An 18,054-nucleotide genomic window follows, 5' to 3' on the forward strand; every position below is an offset into this window, starting at 1 on the left:
CATGGTTCATCGTAGCATTGCAGTCCCGGGGAATGTGTAAACTTGGCGCCCAAGGTACTCCAAAGAACAAAGGGCACTTGAAGATCTATGGAAGCTTAGTTTGCTATCCCCTACGCAGTGAAGACGGAGGGCCAGCGCCCTTGCTGCAACAATACGGTGGCATTCTCCGCATTTACGGGTTCGGCGAAGAGGTGTCCTTGGGCTAATTCACAACCATGATCGCGCAAGACTTCGAATTGGTCCATGGTCTCAACACCTTCGGCAACCATTCTCAATTTCAGGGCACGCCCAAGGTCGAACAACCCTTCAAGAAATGCTTGATGCCTGCCACAGGAAGGCAAGCGGGAGATAAGGCGGCGATCAATCTTGACCATGCTGATAGGCAGCTCAAGCAAATGATTTAAAGCTGCGAGGTCCGAACCGAAATTATCCAGCACGACCTGTACTCCGAGATTTATCAGCCTCTGCATGACCGTTGCCGCCGCATCGAGATTCTGATTGAGTGCTGTCTCCGGAATCTCAAGACGAAGCCGCTCTGCCGGAACCTTTGTATGCTCCAAGATCAGTAAGATTTTGTCGCAAAGATCCGGCTGCATAAACTGGCGGGCCGAAACATTCACGCTCATCGTGATGGGCTGCCCCTGCATCTCCATCCAGCCGCGCAATTGCAGGCAAGCCCTCTCAATGACTTCTCTGCCAATCGGAATCATCAATCCGGTTTCGTCGGCAATTGGTAACAACTCTAGAAACGATACGCACGAGCCATCCGGACGCCGCCATCGTAGCAAGGCCTCGAAGCCTTCCAAGCTGCCGCTGCTCAACAGATATACGGGCTGATACCAGACTTCGAATTCTTTCTTCTCGATTGCCCGCCGCAGATCCGCTTCCTTCTGCTGCTGAGTAGAAGCATGCACCTGCATGAAGTTGTCAAAGATCTCATAGCGGCTGCCTCCAAGAGACTTTGCCCGATACATCGCATAGTCGGCATCCTTGAGGATCTGCTCGGGCAAATTGTGAGCCGAGGGACCAAAAACAATTCCGATACTAGCCGAGAGATCGAAAGTATCACCGGAGAAATGCATGGGCTGTGCGATCTCGCGTTCGAGACGTCCGGCAATTCTACGCACATCCAAAGGATTGTTTACCTTCTCAAGCAGAATGGCGAACTCGTCCCCACCAAAACGCGCAATCGTATCTTGAGGCCGAAAGCAGGATCGCAAGCGTTGAGCAACAATCTTCAGTACCTCGTCGCCAACTGCGTGCCCCAGGGTATCGTTTACTTCCTTAAACTTGTCCAGATCGAGAAACATTACCGCAAAACCTGCGTCCTCTCGATGAGTCCGAGAAGTCATCACAGTCTTGAGCCGATCAAGGAACAGCGTGCGATTGGCCAGTCCGGTGAGGCCATCGTGCAATGCATCGTGACGTAACTTTGCCTCTCGTTGCTTACGATCACGAATGTCCCGGTAGCTGGCGTAATAGCCTACCCGTTGCCCCTGAACCGTCACAGGCGACACTAGCAGGGCCACATCGATCAAATCCCCGGAACGCGTTTGTCGGACCGTCTCAACCGATGCTCGCCCCTGCACATCGGCCGACGCATACAGTTCTTCTTTCTCCTGGCGGCAATGTTCCGGAAGGATCAGCGCATCGATATCCTTGCCGATGGCTTCCTCCGGTGAATATCCGAAGAGCCGGGTAAATTCCGGGTTGATATGCAGGATCAAAGATCCACGGGTAATCGCAACCGCTTCAGGAGCACTGCTGAGTAGTTCTTCGAGATAATTTGCCGGAGAGGTGTTCTGGGGCGGCAATGGCACCGCAATAATAATGGCTTCACTGTTTATGGGATCTGCGAGATTGCAAATTCCATGTACAGGAATCACGCGATCTTCGGCCCCACGAATTCGGGATTCGAAACCTTGAGTCTGATCGGGAAGATTTGTCAGTCCGGATAGAGAGACTCGGCTGGGGATGAGTTCCCAGAAGATCTCACCTGTGGGACGATCAAAGGCCTCTTCCGGCTCTGCGCCCAATGCCTCGCGCGCCGCCAGATTGGCGTATACGATCCTCCCCTGCCGTTCGACAAACACATAGGCGGGCAGAGTATCGAAGCTATTGCCGGTGAGTCTCTGCCCGCTACTATCTACGTTCTGAATCATCGTCTTCCGTGTTGCGATGAACTACTCAAATGGCAGTATCAGCCAGGAAATCGAGTAGAGCTATAGCGCAAAATGAACGCTCGCAATACAGAGTTCGATTTGGGAAACCGAAACATTATGGGACTTCGATCAGTTCCATTTTGCCGTCGCGTTTCCGGTGAAGGATATTGACATTTCCCTCCATGTCACGAAAGACAAATACATCCCGATCCCGGAATTCAGCTTCCTTCACAGCTTCTTCGAGGGTCATGGGGCGGATAGCCACGGAATCGGGGGAACGCACCACGTGCGGTTCCGGAATTGGAACCCTCGCAGGGAACGAGTGCACGGTAACCGGGGCTGCGACCTTTGCCCCCTTTCCAGACTTGGCTGCCTTCGACGTTCCGTTCATCGGCTTATCCTCAGCGTCCATTTCCTCGGGGTTAGGAACTGCGCCTCCACGACGGGGTCTGGCCAGTTCAGGCTCTTCCGGATGTTTTCCATTTTTCGGCTGACGCTTACTTTCCCGCAAACGCTCTTTGAAACGCACGGCCTGAGATTCCACCTTCTCGAGTGCTTCGCGCAGGGCTGTTTCCAAATTCGTGGACTCGGAAGCTCCGACCAGTGTTTGCAGCCGGGTCTTAACCGTGACCTCTGCCATCTGACGATACTTCTCCTTTGTCAGAATGACGTGAATATCAATTGTTTTGCCCAGGATTGTCACGATACGTTCAGCGGATTCCTCCGCTAGCGCACGAAGGGATTTGGTGATGGTGACCTGTCGGCCGGTATAGTCAACCTGCATGGTTTCCTCCAGGCTTTGTACTTCTTGTAAGGAAGGCGATTCTACATCAATCAGTCCCGCTTTCGCCGCTGGTGTGTACTAGGAATGTTCATATCTTCCCGGTACTTTGCCACAGTGCGGCGGGTCACGCTGATTCCTAGGGAGTGTAGGAGAGCAGCAATTTGATCATCGGTAAGAGGTTTGCGGGGATCTTCCTCTTCGATCAATTTTTTGACCTTACGTTTGAGCAACAGCAAAGGAGTTCCAGCTCCTTCGGGCCCATTGACACCTTCAGAGAAGAAAAACCGTAGCTCGAAGACTCCTTGCGGAGTGTGGACGTACTTATTGCTAACGGCTCGGCTGACAGTGGAGGGATGTACACCAATCTCCTCAGCAACTTCTTTGATCATCATCGGTTTCAGCGCGTCCATGCCAAGTTCAAGGAACTCTTGCTGGCGGCGCACAATCGATTCACAGGTTCGCAGAATCGTATTTTTGCGCTGCTCAATATTTCGCATCAACTGCAATGCAGAGCGATACCGTTCTTTGACGTAATCTTTCACGTCTTTCGTTGCATCGCCTTGAGTCAGCAACCTACGATACCTTTGGTTCAATCGAAGAGTGGGCAAATCCTCCTCGTTCATGACAACGACGTACACGTTATCACGTTTTACAAAGGCAACATCGGGTTCGATCAGTCTTGCTTCGGTACGGTTATAGCGCTGACCCGGACGCGGATCGAGGGTACGTATGAAGTCCAGAGCCTGCTGAACCTCATCGTGAGAACAACCGGCAGCCTTGCCGATTTCCCGAATATCCTTGCGCTGCAAGAGAGCCAGATGGCAGTCAACAATCCGATGTGCTACAGCAAGCAGCTTCCGGCGTACCGCTACTTCCTGAATCTCCTCGTCGGCCGGAATAGGAACATTCAGATCCTCTTCTTCGATTGCATGCCGCTGGCGCTCTGAAAGTGCCTCAATTTCCCGTTGCTGAGCAGCAATCTGCACCAGGAGGCATTCCCGGAGGTCTTTCGTAGCAATCCCAATTGGGTCAAGATTTTGGACAATGTGTAGTACCGCACGGAAAACCTGATGAACGTGCCCATTGAGAGGGGTTGTCGCAGTAAAGCTGCCATTCTGCGCAACCGGTACCTGGTCGGATAGAGGAATCTCGGGAACTACACCATTGTGAGACGGCTCTGCCAACAGAGCTGCATTCTCCTCGAAGGCACCCTGAATCAGGTCCTCTTCCGAAGCCGATAAATAACCATCCTCATTGAGGTTACCGATGATAAATTCGGCAACTCCCCGGATAGCATCGGGAAGATTCAGAGCTCCTAACTGCCAGAGTAAATGGTCGGTTAGAGTGCTCGGCTGAGCTAGAAAGTTCTCAAAGGAGGGTTTATCCAACTCCTCGTAATTACTTTGAGTACGATAACCGGGATCAAGATAGTCCTGGAAATAACTTCCGAAGTCGATTTCATCAAAGGGATCTTTTTCCTTTTCTGCGGAAGCTTCTTCAGGCGTGCGATCACGTTCTGCTTCTTTCCCTTCAACATCGTCTAGAAGCGGTACACTCTCGTCCAGTTCTTCAAGAACCGGATTCTCCACTATCTCTGCATTGATCATTTCCTTGAGTTCCAGCTTATTCAGAGCCAGGACACTGACCATCTGCATCAGTCCAGGTGTCAAAACCTGTCGCTGAGCAACCTTCAAACTCAATTTGGGCTGAAGCAAGGCCATAAGGAACTACAGCAGAATAATAGAATTATTTGGAAATTGCTCTCAGTGTACAATTCCTCCCGCTCGTTGCAAACCCAATTAAGGACAGCTGCGGGAGCTAAGTTAATTTAGGGAAAAACCTTCACCCAGATAAACCCGGCGGACTTCCGGATCTCGCCCAAGCTCATGGGGCGTTCCAGTTCGGAAAATCTTGCCCTCGTTAATGATATAAGCTCTATCCGTCACAGACAGAGTTTCCCTAACATTATGATCCGTAATCAGTATCCCGATGCCACTGGATTTGAGATTGGAAATAATCTCCTGCAAATCCAATACAGCAATAGGATCGATGCCGGAAAAGGGCTCATCCAGAAGGATGAAAGAAGGCTGGATACAAAGACAGCGCGCAATTTCAACACGCCGGCGCTCTCCACCCGAGAGCGCATATCCTCTGGTCTTACGAATATGACCCAGGGATAATTGATCAATTAACTTTTCCATCCGGGAACGCCGCATCTCCCAGGAAAGGGATTGGGCTTCCAGAACAGCGAGGATATTTTCCTCCACCGTCAATTTACGGAAAACTGAGGGCTCCTGCGGAAGGTAGCTGATTCCATATTGCCGGGCGCGAAGGTACATCGGCACTCGGGTAATATCCTGGCCATCTACCAGGATTCTGCCCGTCTCAGGAGGAACGAGGCCGACAATCATGTAAAAACTGGTGGTCTTGCCAGCACCATTGGGTCCAAGAAGACCGACAACTTCCCCCTGGGAAATCTCAATGCTGACTCCTCGAACAACTTGGCGCCCCTTGTAGGACTTACCGATTTCTTCCGTTGAAAGCTTTTGCATTATCTGGGCGCACGCGTTTGTGTAATCGACTTCTGCCCCTGACCTTCCACGTTGACGCTATCATCCCGACTACTGAAAATCAAAGCCTCACCGGTAACATTGCCATGGGTTTCATCATAGAGATGCGGCAGAACGGAATCCGTTCCAGTCAAAATGAATTTCCCGTCGGAAGCGGTATAAATTAGCTTCTCACCGATGGCCTTTCGCCCCGGTTGGGTCAAAACCGTATTCCCGGTTGCCACCAGGCGATCTACCTGGGAACGGGTATTTTTAGCCGCGTTTTTGCTTGAGGCATCCAGAAGGAAGACCTCGGCCTGAGCGGACCGGATAGTGACAGTCCCACTTTGAGCGACCACAGCGCCACGGAAGAGTCCCTTACGCTCGGCATCAGAATAGACCAGATCCCGGCTGGTCACACGCACAACGGACGGCCCCTGCTTGTTGTCTCCAGCAGAGAGGAAGGTCGCATTCACCAACTGACGGGAAGCATCCACATGTGCCTTCAAAGTCTGGCGGGTCCTCGACAGCTCGATAAAAGGACCGGAAATGGAATTGCTATCCTGCCAGAGACGAGCCTGTCCGGTAAAAGTAGCATCGCCGGTACCATGATCCAGATGTGCCTTTTCGGAGATGATGTGCACCGGCCCCTGCCCCCCGAAGACTCCTGGCTGACCAGACTTCCCTGCTCCTTTGCCTTTCGTTGAACCGGATTGCAGATAGGTCGCCTTGACATCTCCACTTGCAGAGGAATCACCGGTGACCCGGGAGTACTCGACAATTTGTGCCGTCAAGTCCAACGTTCCGTCATGAACACGAGGACTCCCCGTAAGCTTCAATACCTGCTGGGTGGCCTGGTAATCGGCCTTCTCTGCAGTGGCAATCAGCGGGGTTACCGGAGAACCATCCGCAGCAGTCTTCCCCTTAGGAGGCTGCTGGAGCAGGGTTACGTGACCACTCTGCACCGCCGAATGGATCTGTACCGTCTCCGAATTCAACGACGACAAAGCAGTCGTCTCCGATTTCGACACATGCTTGATTCTCTGCTTCCGGCCCTCCGGCTCGAACTGGACTACAAGAGAGTCTCCGGTGGAAACCTGAGTTGTCCCATCGGCAGCTAGATCCGTCAGCTTGGTGTGTCCATTGCCGAGCAATTCGGAGATAGCCATTTCATTATTGAAGTTGGCTAACAGGCTATCCGCTTCTACCGTTGTCAATTGCTGAGGAGCCTTTGTCCGAACAGTATGAAGTACGGCTGTAGCCCCACCCTGGGCCAGAGCCTTTTGGACCCGGGCGCGCTGCTGTGCGTCGCTTGCGAAATCGATATCCAGCTGTGCGCCGCGCATCTCCCTGGTGAGAGAACCGTGAGCATCATTAGGAAGCCCGGATTGCTGATCCACAAAGGAAACGGCATGAAGAAAACGAGCATGCTTGGGGGCAGCTTTCGAAGCGAAATCCACGAAAGCCTCTCCTGCCGTACCATGCATGTGGTGAAGAGTATCTTCGGAGTTGAACAGTACTCCGTGACTAAAGTGCGCCGATCTCGGCTGGCTGCGCTGATCCAGCTGCATCTCCCCTAATTGTGAGGTCAGCTCCTGACCGGAATCACTGCGCAAATGGACGTTTCCTTTTGCCTCGATAGATTCTGCCGTTCCATCTTTACGGAAATGTACGATTGCCGAATCTGCAGTGCTCCGCTCATTCTGGAAATCGGTGCTTACGTTGAGCAGGTAGCACTGCTGAGTTTCACGCGCAATTTGCGCATGAGACGCATGCACCTGTACCGGATCGCCATTCGCGCTGGAATTTAAGGCAACAGCATTTTGCAGGGTCAAAACGCCACTTTGCGAATCGTAATTGGCACCTTTTGCAGATCCGGCAGCCTTTGGGAAATGAAACTCCACTACCTGGTCGGTCACAGCATTCCCGGTTTCCCTATAGAAAACCAGATTGCTGGTTTTTATATGCACGGTACTCTTTTCGTCCGGAGCTTCCCGTTGTGTCTCGGACGGAGCTTTAGGCGCAGCACCCGCTGGCATAGGGGTTTGCGATGCGGCTACCCCGAGATCGATCTGCACTTCTCCCTGAGCACGGAAGATGCCGTCGTCTTGATCGTACTCAAAGTTGTTACCAAAGATCCGGTCGTTACGATCTCCATTGGGACCGTAGAGAATGATGTTGACCCCTTGCAGTATCTGGCGATTCTTTTCCTTGTATTGCACGACCTTCTCGGCACTCAGAAAGAACAGCGGATGTCCTTTCTTGCCCGAAGGAGAATACGTTATGCCTCGCCCGGAAGACTTGATATGAGCTCCGAGCTTGGCAGGCAAATCCTGGGTCAAGAAGCGACGCTGGTAGTGGGAGTAGCCGAGAAATCCAATAATTCCGACAATCAGCAGTAAGGCGAAACCAACTATCGCCGTGCGCAATTGTTCAATCGTAATGCGCATGAAAACTTTCTCTTTTCAGCAAAACCTCAAGCCAGATGACCCGGAGTATCCCTTATAGACGATACCAGGAGAAGAATTGTCTAGAGCATTCCAGGTCATGGGTACTGTCCAGCCAGAATCGGAAGTGCGTAGCCATCCTTTGACGAATCACACCAAACCACAAATGCTCTAAGGCCTAGTTCACACGCTGCAAGCGCTCTATCAACTTTTGCGCTAAATTCTCACCTGACTCCGACCATAGCAAACGACTTGAGATGCCACAGTTCTGCTGGATCAGATTCGTCAGGTCTACCAACTGCTGCACATTCTGTTTAACCCGGTCGGCAGCAACCTCGTCTAGATCTAGATCCTCCAGGAGAAATGTCGTATCGGTACCGAAGTCTATCCGAATATGGCCTTCCTGGTCATAAACACCTTCATCGAACTGCGGGCCAAAAGCCGTTACACGTACCGTTCGAGCTTCCTTCTTCCAGATCGGGTCCAATCCTCCGCCGACTTCAGGAACCCACATCTCCCACTTAATCTGGAATTCATAGGCAAAATCGTCGTGGAGAAGCTCCAGAGCTTCGGTAATAGCCTGCTGCAGTGTTGCGCCATCCTCTCCGTCTCCGTAAACGTTCTGAAATACCGGTGCCTCACTCCAGGAGAGAGGGTATACCGTGGCGGCGAAGACGCGGGAGGATCCTCCTATCGCTGAGAACTGGGAAAGAACAGATTCAAGAGCGGGAGCCAGCCCTTCCAAACGCAAATTAGGGAACCACAAGCTGAGATATAGCTGGTCTGCCATGTGGGAATTTTAGAGCAATTCCGTCTCTGGTGCTTTGGGAACTGTCGATGGCCACTTGCAGGGATACCGCATTCTTCCATCCGCGCAATAAAAAGGAGATGAAAGAAGCTTGCTGATACCCCATTCTTTTCACCCTCCAGGGACGAAAAGAATGGGGCAATCGAAGCTAGCTTGTCACTATTTCGCTGAAATCGGCAATCCTGGTAAAGCTCTGCAAGACTGCGGTGATCAGCTTCAACCGTACGCGACGAAGTTCCGGCTCCGGAGCCATCACCATGACCTTGTCGAAAAAGGCATCGATGACGGGTCTGAGCGTCGCAATCATCTCCAGCGATTCCTTGTACTCACGATTTGCACGAAGCGCATCTGCTGTAGGAGCCAAGAACTGCATCTTGGCCAGCAACTTCTCCTCCGCCGGATCGCTATTGGGAAGAAGTTCGACGTAACGGACATCATCCACTTTCTCACCAGCCTGAGCAGCCTGACGAAGAATATTTTTGATCCGCTTAAAGGCGGTCGAGATAGCGGCAAAATCCTCCGAGCCGCGAACCGCGGTCAACGCCTCGCAACGACCGATGGCATCCGGAATGTCGTCTCCTCCGGCGGCCAGAACTGCATTGACCACATCGTAGGAGAAGCCCTTCACATCCTTGAGGTAGAAGTGCACCCGCTCACGCAGAAACGCGAGAATACCATTGTCAGGACGTCCAGTTACGCTAAGAGCTTCCACAACTAAGCTATCCAGACGAAGCGGCAAGCTCGATTCCGCGAGAATCTTCACAATGGCATTGGCCGCACGACGAAGAGCGAAGGGGTCCTTCGAGCCGGTTGGCGCCAGGCCGATGGCAAACATCTCCACAATCGTCTGGATGCGATCCGCGAGTCCTAGAACCTGTCCTTCTACATTTGCAGGAATTGATGCTTCAGACGAAGCCGGAGAGTACTGCCAGTAAATGGCCTGAGCCACGGTCTCTCCCAAACCTTGCGCACGTGCGTAAAGGCCACCAACCACACCCTGCAATTCTGTAAATTCCTTGACTAGCTCAGTCGTAAGGTCAGTTTTGGACAAGAGGACGGCTTGCTTCAATGCCGCTTCGTCCAGCTGAATTTTCTCCAACTTCAGCTTGGAGGCCAAAGCTTCGGCAACACGAAGCGTCGTCTGCGTCTTCTCCCAGTAACTTCCAAGGTCCTTCTGGAAAGTAACGGATTTCAACATCTCGACGCGATCGGTCAACTTGATCTTCTGATCGTAATTCCAGAAGAATCGCGCATCGTTGAACCGAGCGCGCAGGACTCGCTCATTCCCATGCTGAATGAGCCCCTGAGGGTCACCCTCGGTATTCAAAACAGCCAGAAAATTCGCTGCCAATTTGCCGGACGCATCCTCAACAGCAAAGTACTTCTGGTGGTCACGCATAACTGTAACCAGGACTTCTTCCGGAAGCGAGAGATATTCCTTTTCAAATCCGCCGAGCAACGCCGCCGGATACTCGGTCAAGTGAACCACCGTATCCAGCAGTCCGGCGTCTTCACGCCAGCGTGCACCGGAAACCTTCTTTACCTGGGCGTCAAGAGCCTTGCGGATAATCTGCTTACGCTGCTCCGAATCGACGATGACCTTCGCCGACTCAAGCGTTGCGGCATATTTCTTCGGGGCCGGAATTGCCAGAGGCGCATCGCCGTGCAAGATGCGATGTCCGCGACTGGTATTCGAAGCCGTAATTCCGCCGAACTCGAAGGGAATCACTTCCTCGTCGAGCAAGGCCACCAGCCAGCGGACTGGACGAACAAACCGCTCAGGCTTGCCCAGACGCCAGTACATATTCTTTGGCCAGTAGATGCTTCCAACTTCCTTGGCAAGATGCTCGGAAAGCACAGCAGCAGCCGTACGCCCCACACGCTTCACCGTCGCACTAACATACTCGCCCTTCGGATTCGTCACCTTCTTAAGATCGGCAACCGTGACACCTGCTTTCTTTGCAAAAGCCTCAGCCGCAGCTGTCGGTGCCGCATCCTTGAAAGCAACTTTGCAAGACGGCCCTAGCAGAACCTCTTCCGTGTCTTCCTGCTTTGACAAAACATCATGTACAAGAACGGCAAGCCGCCGCGGCGTCGAATAGCTTGAGCCCTTTGGCTCAACCAGCAATTTCTCGCGCACCAACAATTGAGTCACGCGCTGGTATAACTCTGCCTGCGCAGTTTCAATCATGCGGGCAGGAATTTCTTCTAAACCAATTTCAAGTAGAAAGTCAGCCATGATCCCCAATCCTTTAAGCCGAGACCGTCTCGACTTGTTGCGCGACATACGCTTTAGCAACACCAACTGCAAGGGTCCGGATACGGGCGATCACGCCAACACGTTCCGTCACAGAAATAGCCCCACGAGCATCGAGCAGATTGAAGAGATGCGAGCACTTCAGACACAGGTCGAAAGCTCCCAGCACGGGGAAGCGCTTCCGGATGTCTTCGGCAGCATCGGCAGGAATCGCATTTGCCTGATCAATAAGCGACTGGCATTCCGATTCGTACAAGCGCAGGTGCTCCCATAACTTTTCTACGTCGGCATATTCAAAGTTGTAGACCGAGAACTGCAGTTCCTCCGCAAGCCGTACTTCTCCATAGGTCACAGGCTTGCCGGTCACCGGATCCTTCGCCCAGACAATGTCGTAGATCGAATCGACATCCTGCAGGAACGCCGCAATACGCTCCAGACCATAGGTCAGCTCCGCAGAGATGGGATCCAGATCGATTCCACCGCACTGCTGGAAATAGGTGAACTGGGTAATTTCCAGCCCATCGAGCATGACTTGCCAACCGATGCCCCAGGCACCAAGCGTTGGAGACTCCCAGTTATCCTCTTCGAACTTCAGATCGTGTACTCGAAGGTCGATTCCAATAGCCGCAAGTGATTCCAGGTACAAATCCTGGATGTTCTCCGGTGGTGGCTTAAGGATGACCTGAAACTGCGTGTGCTTGAAGAGGCGGTTCGGGTTTTCACCATATCGGCCATCGGCAGGACGGCGGGAAGGCTGAGCATAGCCAACGCTATAGGGTTTTGGACCGAGTACGCGCAGAAAGGTCTCTGGCGACATGGTTCCGGCTCCTACCTCTACGTCATAGGGCTGCTGCAAAACGCAACCGCGCTCTGCCCAGAAGCTCTGCAAGCGGAACAATAGTTCCTGAAACGTGAGTGGCGTAGGCTTACCGTCTTTGCCCGAAGCGGGCATTTGTGTATTCCTGGAAGGCACTTTACGACTCTCTTCAGCTAACAATATTTTGAGGTCCATGGTTTTCACACCGCTGAGGCCTATCTGGCATCGTAACAAGATGGCGTTGAGGAGGGAAACGCCAGTTGAAGCTAACAGCCCGCACGAATGTGAAAGGTTTTATCCAAAAGCAGATTCTACGGCGTTTTCACCCTTTCTGTAATCTTTAATTGGCGTCACTGCGGCTTTAAATATTCATTCGAAATGAATATTTAATGAATACAAGCGCATTTCAGATTTCGAGGTAGACCGGGGACCGCTATCCAAACGGCATCCTTACCGAAACCTAAAATGCTCTAAAACCACCACGCTCCAGGTCACAGGGCAAAAGCACTATAGAGTGTTTTCTTTCTTATCGTCCGGCAGGTTGGATACAACAGGGATCTTTCCGGATAGTGGGAAATGCAATCCTTCACCCACCTAATCGCACCAGGACATCCGCAGTCCTCAACTTGTGCTCCAGGTGCCGCTCCAGCGACTGGACCAGGAAACGTCTCAGGTCGGCGGCTCGCTTGCGTGGCCAGGACTCCTGAACAAAAGCCGATACAGGAGCCCGGAGAATCCTTAGAGCCAGACTGTGAGAGTCGGCGGAAAGCTGTCCGGAATTGCCTTTGCGATGCAGCGAACAAAACAGGCCATCACTGGAAAAATGGAAATAGATATTCTGTCCGGCAAGTACGGTTCCGCAAACCATACAACGGCCGATATCCGGAAGCCAACCCATCAGGCGGGTTATCCAGAGAGAAAAGTAGGTCAGTGGCATCCATGCCTGTTCTACACGGGTGTACTCAAGAACCGCGACCAAGAGGCGGTAAACGGTCTCTTGCGGATCCTGATCAGGCAGCATCTCTTCCAGAACCTCGCTGAAGAAAGACAGAACGGAAACGCGAAGATAATCGACCGGGGCGGAGAGTGGAGATTGAATAATCTCACAGGAATCCAAGCGAACCAGTTCCTGGCGAGGCTTGAATACGTATGTTGCACGGACAGCTGTCATCGGCTCCAAGGCCCCTCCAAACCGGCGACGAGACTTCATCGCCGATTTGGCTACACCCTTGATCTTGCCGTGCTCTCTCGTAAACAGAGAGACAATCAGGTCGGCCTCATGAATAGGCCACGTCCGTAAAATAACCGCTTCCGATTGACTAGCAGCCACAGAAAAACAGAATACAGCCACGAGAGCGAAACCAGCACAGGAGAAGCGGCACGATCGAAATCGGCCCCTTCCTGTTGCTGTTCGAAAGTTTGCTGCCTTGTAGAAACGGTTCTAGAACAACCAGAGATTAACGGTTGCCAGTTGCCGCCTACATGCCGATAATCTGCCCCTCGGCATCGACATCTACATCGAGTGCACGGGGAGACTTCGGTAATCCAGGCATCAGCATCATGTTGCCCGCAATTGCCACCACGAATCCCGCACCGGCAGAGAGCGAAACGTCCGTTACCTGCAAGCACCAATCCTTGGGAGCGCCTAGCAGCTTTGGATTGTCCGAGAGCGAATACTGAGTCTTGGCAATGCAGATTGGAAGATTTCCATAGCCCCACCCTGCGATTTGTGCAAGCTTCGCCTTCGCATTCTCGCTCAGCACAACATCCGATGCGCCATAAATCTTGCGTGCAACCGACCTGATCTTCTCCTCGAAACAGGCAGACAGTTCGTAGGAGGGCTTCACATCCGGCTTGGGATTCTTGTCAATCGCAGCGACAACCTTCCGGGCCAAATCGGCAGCACCGGCACCACCTTTAACAAAGGCCTCTACAGGCGAGGTCTCGATTCCCTGCTGAGCACAATGGGCAGCGATGCAAGCCAGATCCTCTTCGGAATCCGCCGGGAAGCGATTGATGGCAACGACAATCGGAACGCCAAAACCGCGCAGGATTCCGATGTGATGATCAAGATTGGCAAACCCTTTTTCAAGGCTGCCTTCACCCTGCTCCACCAGGCTTTTGACTGTACTCACCAGGACGGCTGCAGAAGGAGCGATACCGGAATAACGCATCACGATATCGAAATACTTCTCCGCTCCAAGATCGGCACCGAAGCCAGCCTCATTGACAATGTAGTCCGCCAGGCGAAGCCCCATGTTGTGGGAGATGATACTGCTGGTCCCGTGCGCAATGTTTCCAAAGGGCCCAGCATGAACCATGGCAGGAGTTCCATCGGTCGTCTGCACCAGGTTCGGCAGAATTGCCTCGGAGAGCAGAGCCATCATGGCTCCCGTAGCCCCCAGATCCTCCGCGCAAACGGGCTTGCCTTCCCGATTTGTACCCACCACGATACGTCCCAGACGTTCGCGGAGATTCTCCAGGCTGGAAGCCAGAGCTACAATCGCCATTACTTCGGAAGCTGCCGTAATCACAAAACGGCTGGAGCGATTCGCTCCCTCTCGCTTGCCATCGACCTGAACAACGATATTCCGCAGTGCCCGGTCATTCATGTCCATAGTGCGAGGCCAGGTGACCTTCTCAGGCACCAGGCCCAAGGTGTTTCCATGGAAGATATGTGCATCCACCATCGCTGCCAGCAAATTGTGCGCAGCAGCAATAGCGTGAAAATCGCCATGAAAATGAAGATTGATCTTCTGGCTGGGCTCAACCTGGGATAGTCCGCCACCGGCAGCTCCACCCTTCAGACCAAAGACAGGACCAAGAGAAGGCTCGCGGGAGGTAACAATCGCTTTCTTGCCAATGTGTGTCAGCCCCTGGGCCAAGCCAATCGAAATAACGGTCTTGCCCTCGCCGGATACTGTCGGCGTAGTGGCAGTTACAAGAACCAGCTTGCCTTTGGATGGGAAATTCTGATCATTCAGAAGCTCGAGTTTAATCTTGGCGCCGTAGTTTCCAATAGGTTCATACAAAGCGTCCGGTAACGCGAGTTTGCGCGCTACCTCCTGAATGGGCAGAATCGATGGTTTAGACATAGCAACCGTTTTTAACAGGTTACAGCGTTTTCACATAGTGCGTCGACCATTCGATTGCATGTTTCTGAAGGAAGATCCTGCCCACGACTATTTTGAGAATGCTCTCCGGAATAAAACCCGGAGACAAGTCTGGCATAAATAAGAAGCGCGCAGCTTTTATGAGCTGCGCGCTTCCGGATACTACGGTAAAGAAGGATTTAGGTTTGAGTACGGCCTAACTACGATAAGCAAAGTGTAGCCATGCTTCGACGGAAGCGGCTACGCATGCATCCGTTCCGGGCCAACATCGAAACCTCAGAAGCCTTAGCGCCCGAAGAATGCTGCGTTCGTTTGGGCGAAGCTCTGCCATTTTTCTGGCAGATCATCGGCAGCAAAAATTGCCGAAACAGGGCACGCCGGGACACAGGCGCCGCAATCGATGCACTCTACGGGATCAATGTAGAGTTGCACCTCTTCGGCGTGTTTCGCTTCATCCTTCTTGGGGTGAATGCAATCAACAGGACACGCGTCAACGCAGGCCGTATCCTTAGTACCAATGCAAGGTTCTGCAATTACGTAGGCCATGTAGTTCGTCTCTCCGGTAGACGTCACAAAAATTACGTTTCAGATTGTAGCAGCAGCTTGAGCGTTTTCCCTTCCCGTTTGCCAGAACCACCGGTTGCTTCAAGGCTTTCACCACACCTGTCTTCAGAGATGATCTGAAAGAAGCCACACTTGTTGGTAGCCTCACAGCAAACCGAAAAGGAAAACGCTCTAAACTGCCAGTAACACCAGCTTACAACTTCGTTTCCATACGAGCCATACGCCGGGCTGCAAATTCTTGCGGTGTCGGTATAGGGGACAAACCTCTACCGGCAAACATCTCTCTGAACAATGTAATCATTTCGTCGTGCAATAGGCCATTCGTTGCCAGGATTTCTTTGCTTTCCAGCCTGAAGGCCGATCCATCAAAGCCGGTCACCGAACCTCCTGCCTCCAGAACCAGCAAGATTCCGGCCGCAGTATCCCAGGGATTCAAGTTGAACTCCCAATAGGCATCGAAACGCCCGCAGGCCGTGTAGGAAAGATCCAGTGCAGCAGAACCGGCCCGTCGAACGCCGTGGGAACGAAGCGTGAACTCCTGATAGAAGTGAATATTCGGACTGTCATGACGCTTCCGGCTCGGGAAACCTGTCGCGACCAGTGCTTCGGCCAGCTCAGGAGTCTTCGAAGCATGAATACGCTTGCCGTTCAGATATGCCCCTTTGCCCTTCTCCGCCACAAATAATTCGTCGCGCATGGGATCGTAGATCACAGCCGCCGTCAATTCCCCATCCTGATCGGAGGAAAGGCCTTTAGGTCGGCGCTCCAGCCCAAGGGAAACGCAAAAATGTGGAAACCGGTGTGCGAAGTTGGTTGTGCCGTCCAGAGGATCGACATACCACCGGTACTCTCGATCCAGACCATCCCGGGTTCCTTCTTCCCCGAAGATTCCATGATCGGGGAAGACAGACTGCAACCGTGCCCGAATAAGCTTTTCCGAAGAGCGGTCAGCTTCGGTAACCAGATCGACATCGCCCTTATATTCGGTCTCAACTCCACGGTTATAGAAATCACGAACTAGAGTTCCTGCTTCTTTGGCAATATGTGCGGCAGGTCCGGCGAACTGCAGATTTACCTCTGCAGGCAAAAAACTCACTATTCCATCTCCTCTTGTGGAGCTACAGCCCGCTTGGGACGGCGAGCGCTCTCGGTAATGGTTCGAATCTGCTGTTTATAGATAAACAGATTGGGTTTGCCCTCGCGAGTCAGGCGGATCATGCGGTCATCAAAGTATTCGATCCAGCCCTGAACCGTCTCTCCATCCCGAAGTTTGACGATCACGGGTACCTGCTTCTCGCTCAAGAACCGAAGATAAAGCGCTTCCTGGCCAGTCTCACCAGGAGGCGGAGTCTTCTGACGACGTCGCTGGAGATTCGCTGATGGCATAACTATGATTGTAGCGAAGGATAGCCGAGTTTTCTTTAGAGCATTTTCGCTTTCACTGTAGACCATGAACAAATGACCGCGGAATCCTGCTGGACCATACTAAAAGCGAAATTCCTCTAATCCCCGCCACAGCCTCCTAATCTTTGGATGATAGATGTGGGTTGGATTCAACCTGCAATTATGACGTTCCTATTACCAGCCAGAAACTACGTCTAAAGATTCATTCTTCTGTTCAAGACAAAGACTCTACGGTTCGTCCAAAGAGTAATATCCCGTCCGGTGACGCACCGAGTAATTTGTCATTCCCGGGGAACGAAGTTTGACCTCAATGCGGCGGAACTCCGAATTAGAAGCACGACGCGAAGGATAATAGGCCAATAAATACTGTGTATGCAGATCGTCGGCCACCTTCTGAAAAGCTTCATTCAGCTGTGCTGCGGCCGCGTAGTAATATTTCCCGCCGGTCTGCTCGGAAAGAGTGATCATTGCGTGCTCACCGCCGGTATCTCGTCCTGCACTGGCAGCAATCGGAACATCGATCAGACTATAGACCATTACCTCATTGCGCAAGGCTGCTTCCAGCGCACTCGCGTAGTCCACACCTTTTACGGTATTCCCCCCATCGGAAACAATAACCAGAACCTTGCGTCCTGGCCTTCCTTCGAGGTTCTGAGCTGCCAGATATACGGCATCGTAGAGCGCGGTAGCCGGGCCATTCCGAAGCGAGTCAAGCCCACGGTCCAGGCGTCCAAGATCATTCGTAAAAGGCACAACCTCCCGGACATTGGTCGAAAACTCGAGAAGGTTCATGCGATCGCTACGCCGCATTAGGGCATGAACAAAGCGATGTGCTGCATTCTGCTCAATCGCCAGATCTTTATGAACGCTTCCACTGGTATCGATAGCGAGTACGACATTCAGAGGCATCTCCGACTGCCGTTCAAAGACCGAAATTTTCTGGGGATGTCCATCTTCCGTAAGCAGAAAATCGTCTTTATTCAAGCCTCCGACCAAGGCTCCATTCTCATCTGTCGCATTAACGAATACATTTACCAGGCGAACATCGACGCGAATAGGAGGAATGTCCTGAGGCACTGCCTGACGAAACAGAAATGCCGCTACCAGCAAGACAATCGTTGAGGTCGGCACAAAACGAATTCGCATCAG

The 18,054-nt window shown here is 52.4% G+C and carries 14 protein-coding genes; all 14 read right to left on the bottom strand.

Annotation, left to right across the window (positions count from 1 at the left end; all coding sequences use genetic code 11):
- Positions 1-110: 110 nt before the first annotated feature.
- Positions 111-2,162 (bottom strand): EAL domain-containing protein, encoded by a 2,052-nt coding sequence (locus AC6I7T_RS08215; protein WP_497792873.1) that lies wholly within the window; start codon positions 2,160-2,162, stop codon positions 111-113.
- Positions 2,163-2,277: 115 nt separating this feature from the next.
- A complete protein-coding gene (gene hpf, locus AC6I7T_RS08220; protein ID WP_497792874.1) occupies positions 2,278-2,946 on the bottom strand; it encodes a ribosome hibernation-promoting factor, HPF/YfiA family in 669 nt (222 codons plus the stop codon).
- A 50-nt stretch (positions 2,947-2,996) separates the two neighbouring features.
- Positions 2,997-4,667 (bottom strand): RNA polymerase factor sigma-54, encoded by a 1,671-nt coding sequence (gene rpoN / locus AC6I7T_RS08225; protein WP_497792875.1) that lies wholly within the window; start codon positions 4,665-4,667, stop codon positions 2,997-2,999.
- Between the two features lie 102 nt (positions 4,668-4,769).
- Positions 4,770-5,498 carry an LPS export ABC transporter ATP-binding protein gene (gene lptB / locus AC6I7T_RS08230; protein ID WP_497792876.1) on the bottom strand — a complete coding sequence of 243 codons (729 nt, stop codon included), beginning with the start codon at positions 5,496-5,498 and terminating at the stop codon, positions 4,770-4,772.
- Positions 5,498-7,945, bottom strand: coding sequence for an LptA/OstA family protein (locus AC6I7T_RS08235; protein WP_497792877.1), 2,448 nt, complete (start codon positions 7,943-7,945; stop codon positions 5,498-5,500). The genes lptB and AC6I7T_RS08235 overlap by 1 nt, the downstream gene beginning before the upstream one ends.
- A gap of 175 nt (positions 7,946-8,120) precedes the next feature.
- Complete coding sequence (locus AC6I7T_RS08240) at positions 8,121-8,732, bottom strand: hypothetical protein (protein WP_497792878.1); 612 nt, start codon at positions 8,730-8,732, stop codon at positions 8,121-8,123.
- Positions 8,733-8,898: 166 nt separating this feature from the next.
- Positions 8,899-10,989: a glycine--tRNA ligase subunit beta gene (gene glyS / locus AC6I7T_RS08245; protein WP_497792879.1), complete on the bottom strand. Its 2,091-nt coding sequence runs from the start codon at positions 10,987-10,989 to the stop codon at positions 8,899-8,901.
- 13 nt (positions 10,990-11,002) lie between these two features.
- Positions 11,003-11,959, bottom strand: a complete 957-nt coding sequence (locus AC6I7T_RS08250) for a glycine--tRNA ligase subunit alpha (RefSeq protein WP_497792880.1) — start codon at positions 11,957-11,959, stop codon at positions 11,003-11,005.
- Positions 11,960-12,410: 451 nt separating this feature from the next.
- Positions 12,411-13,154, bottom strand: coding sequence for a DNA repair protein RecO (recO, locus tag AC6I7T_RS08255; protein WP_497792881.1), 744 nt, complete (start codon positions 13,152-13,154; stop codon positions 12,411-12,413).
- A 148-nt stretch (positions 13,155-13,302) separates the two neighbouring features.
- The gene (locus AC6I7T_RS08260; RefSeq protein ID WP_497792882.1) at positions 13,303-14,919 is read right to left on the bottom strand and encodes a formate--tetrahydrofolate ligase; all 1,617 of its coding nucleotides are present in this window, start codon (positions 14,917-14,919) and stop codon (positions 13,303-13,305) included.
- Between the two features lie 303 nt (positions 14,920-15,222).
- Positions 15,223-15,483 carry a 4Fe-4S dicluster domain-containing protein gene (locus AC6I7T_RS08265; protein ID WP_497792883.1) on the bottom strand — a complete coding sequence of 87 codons (261 nt, stop codon included), beginning with the start codon at positions 15,481-15,483 and terminating at the stop codon, positions 15,223-15,225.
- Positions 15,484-15,694: 211 nt separating this feature from the next.
- Positions 15,695-16,600, bottom strand: a complete 906-nt coding sequence (locus AC6I7T_RS08270) for an inositol monophosphatase family protein (RefSeq protein WP_497794574.1) — start codon at positions 16,598-16,600, stop codon at positions 15,695-15,697.
- Positions 16,597-16,887, bottom strand: coding sequence for an RNA chaperone Hfq (locus AC6I7T_RS08275; protein WP_497792884.1), 291 nt, complete (start codon positions 16,885-16,887; stop codon positions 16,597-16,599). The genes AC6I7T_RS08270 and AC6I7T_RS08275 overlap by 4 nt, the downstream gene beginning before the upstream one ends.
- A 246-nt stretch (positions 16,888-17,133) precedes the next feature.
- Entirely contained in the window at positions 17,134-18,051 is a 918-nt protein-coding gene (locus AC6I7T_RS08280) for a VWA domain-containing protein (protein WP_497792885.1), read from the bottom strand.
- Positions 18,052-18,054: the final 3 nt, after the last annotated feature.

The organism is Humiphilus diazotrophicus, assembly GCF_059726315.1.